This is a genomic window from Stenotrophomonas sp. 3diitr2024, assembly GCF_042136455.1.
Lineage (GTDB): Bacteria > Pseudomonadota > Gammaproteobacteria > Xanthomonadales > Xanthomonadaceae > Stenotrophomonas > Stenotrophomonas sepilia.
Window position 1 is genome coordinate 1 of record NZ_JBHHMJ010000176.1, and the last position, 2,794, is coordinate 2,794.

The 2,794-nt window shown below is 69.4% G+C and carries 4 protein-coding genes; all 4 read right to left on the reverse strand.

Annotated features, from left to right (window positions below):
- Nucleotides 1-100: 100 nt before the first annotated feature.
- The 4 genes from ABGA94_RS04200 to ABGA94_RS04215 all read right to left on the reverse strand — a co-directional run bounded on the left by ABGA94_RS04200 (nucleotide 101) and on the right by ABGA94_RS04215 (nucleotide 2,656).
- Nucleotides 101-661, reverse strand: a complete 561-nt coding sequence (locus ABGA94_RS04200; RefSeq protein ID WP_005415040.1) for a queuosine precursor transporter — start codon at nucleotides 659-661, stop codon at nucleotides 101-103.
- Nucleotides 662-736: 75 nt separating this feature from the next.
- Nucleotides 737-1,249: a hypothetical protein gene (locus ABGA94_RS04205; protein ID WP_134956200.1), complete on the reverse strand. Its 513-nt coding sequence runs from the start codon at nucleotides 1,247-1,249 to the stop codon at nucleotides 737-739.
- Between the two features lie 32 nt (nucleotides 1,250-1,281).
- Nucleotides 1,282-1,785 (reverse strand): hypothetical protein, encoded by a 504-nt coding sequence (locus ABGA94_RS04210; protein ID WP_032953871.1) that lies wholly within the window; start codon nucleotides 1,783-1,785, stop codon nucleotides 1,282-1,284.
- Nucleotides 1,786-1,804: 19 nt separating this feature from the next.
- Nucleotides 1,805-2,656: a DUF2145 domain-containing protein gene (locus ABGA94_RS04215; RefSeq protein WP_005415043.1), complete on the reverse strand. Its 852-nt coding sequence runs from the start codon at nucleotides 2,654-2,656 to the stop codon at nucleotides 1,805-1,807.
- Nucleotides 2,657-2,794 lie beyond the last annotated feature (138 nt).

Below are 2,794 nucleotides of genomic sequence, written 5' to 3' on the forward strand. Positions count from 1 at the left end.
TGTCAGCGGTGATGAACTCTGATGGAGCGTGCCGACCAACGGTCGGCACCTACCGTGCTCATGTGCCATCCAAGGTTGGCACCTACCAGAGCATGTGCGTTCAGCTGGTGGCGCGCAGCGGCGCCATCTTCCACAGCAGCGCGCGGAACGGGGCCAGCAGGCAGACGCCGATCGCCAGCTTCACTGCCAGGTCGCCGGCGGCCCAGCTCACCCACGGCAGGGTGGAACCGGCAAATGCGATCGACCAGAAAATGGTGGTATCCACCGTCGCGCTGCAGGTCGTGGCCACCATCGGTGCGCGCCACCAGCTGCCGCGGCGCAGGCGGTCGAACACGGTGATGTCCAGCAACTGCGCCACGATGAAGGCCGAGCACGAGGCAACGGCGATGCGCGGCGTGGCCACCCAGATCGACAACAGCACCGCCACCGCGAAGCCGATCCACGCCACGCGGCGCGCCGGGCCCGGGCCGAAGCGGCGGTTGATCAGGTTGCTGACCAGGAACGCGACCGGATAGCTGAAGGCGCCCCAGGTCAGCCAGTCATTGATCGGGTACTGCACCAGCACGTTGGACAGCAGCACCACCGCGCCCATCGCCAATACCGCCAGCACCAGGGCGCGGGCGGTCAGCGGGGCAAACACAGGGGCAGGACGCACGGACATGGCGAGCCAGGGGGACAAAGGGGATCGCCCATTATCCGCCCGGCCCGCGGCAAAGCCAAAACCGCTTGTTCAGCTTTACAGCGCTTCGCTCATCACATCGCCTGCGGCGTAGGCGGTGGGGACGTAAGCCAGCGCTTGGCCCTGTGCGCTCTTCACGGTCCAGCCGGCACCGGCCTCGGTGGGGTCGAAATGTACCTGCTGGCCGACCACGAAGGCCGCCGTCTGGTCTTCATGCACGCGCGCCGGCCAGCGCAGGGTGGCGGTCTGATCGGCCTTGTCGGGCACCTGCAGCTGCACCTGGCGCTCGCCAGCCGCCGTGGTCTCCACCTTCTTCACTTCCATCGGCGGCAGTGGCACCGCCTTGGTGCGGGCAACCCTGCCATTGCGTTCGCTGCCCTTGAACGGCGCCTTGGACAGTTCGGACAGGCCCGCCGACGCAGCGAGCGGCACCGAGACCACGATCAGCGAGGTGATCAGCACGCTGGCTTCGCTGCTGTTCAACTGCGGCGCGGCGCCGGCATGGACGGTGGGCACCAGCAGCGCGGAGAGCAGCAGGGCGGAAGCGGGAACGCGCAGGCAGCGGAACATGGAGACCTCCTGGTCAGCGTGGGGACGGCGGCTCAGCGCCGGGTATCGAAGATATCGCGCGGGCCGGTGGCCTCGGGCAGGTATTCCAGCGGGCGGCCCTGGTTGTCCTTCAGCTGCCAGCCCTGGTCGGCGCCGGTTGGCTCGAAGTTCACGGTCTGGCCCACGGTGAACTGCACGGCCGGGTCGCCGACGCCGCGCGGATACTGCATCGATGCGGTGTTCTGCGGATCGTTGGCATCACGCAGCAGCACTTCGCGGCGGCCATCGACGGTGGTGGCGATTGCGCTCACCTCCATCTGCGGCAGCTTGATCTGCTGCGGGCGGGCCAGCGGCTGGCCGGCATCGGCCGCATCCTGGGCTTCCTTCGCTGCTGCGGCGCGGGCCGAGGCCACCATCTGCGTGGACATTTCCAGGCTCGGTCCCTGCGGGCCCGGGTCATGGATGATCACGATGCGGCGTTCGGCGTGGGCGGCCGTCGACCACGCCAGGCCGGTGACGATCACCATCGACAACACAGAGGTAAGCAGCGGACGCATGTCGTTCTCCTTGCGGGATTCAGGGCGTGGCGGCGGTGGCACCGGCCACCGGCACATGGGGGATCACCAGTTCCTGCTGCAGCTGGCTGCGCTGGTGCAGGAAGTCGAACACCGATTCCACCGTCACCACCGAATAGTTGCCGGAGATGCGTTCGCCGGCTGGATGGTCGGTGGTGGTGGCGTTGGCTACGAACAGGCGCGCACCCACGCGCTTGCCGAGGCCGATATGCAGCACGCTGGGCTGGTACTTCTGCTGGCGCAGCCACTGCTGTGCCTGTTCGCGCTTGACGATGGCCGGCGCGCCTTCGGTCTGCGCCATCGCCGCCGCCAGCACTTCCAGCACCCACTGGTTGGAGTTCTGGTAGTCGGTGGCGAACGGGTAGGCGACCACGTTGTACCTTGTTTCGTGCAGCGCCTTGGGCTGGATCGAGGGCGGCACCAGCATCGCGCGCAGCGCCGCACGCAAGGGGGCCGACGGCACGCCGATGCGCAGGTCGGTATGGCCGCCGCTCTCGCCGACGAAGTTGCCGAGGCCCTCGTGGTACAGCTGCGAGCTGTCGGTCTTGCAGCGGTTGAGCAGGTGCATCGCGCGCCAGCGGCCGTCGTCCTCGCGCAGCAGGAAGGCCAGGTGGCTGTGGCGCAGGCCGTAGCGGCTCAGGTCCTGGCCACCGCGCGCGGCCACCACCACGTCCACCTCGGGCAGCGCGTCCAGGCGTTCGGCGGTGGTCCAGGCCACGTCCAGCATCGCCGCCTGCGACGCCACGCTCGGGTAGCGCTCGCGGCAGGCGGTGCTGTCGGCCCAGGCCGGTGCGGTCGCCAGCAGGCTGGCGATCAGCAGCGCGGCGCGGCGCAGGCGGGAAAAACGATCCATGTCGGTACCTTCAACGGCGGGCAGGCCCGCGCGCCGATCATACGCTGCTCAGCGCAGCGGGCGATCCACGCCCTTGCGCCGCGTAGTCGGGGGGGGGGGGGGGGGGGGGGGGGGGGGGGGGGGGGGGGGGGGGGGGGG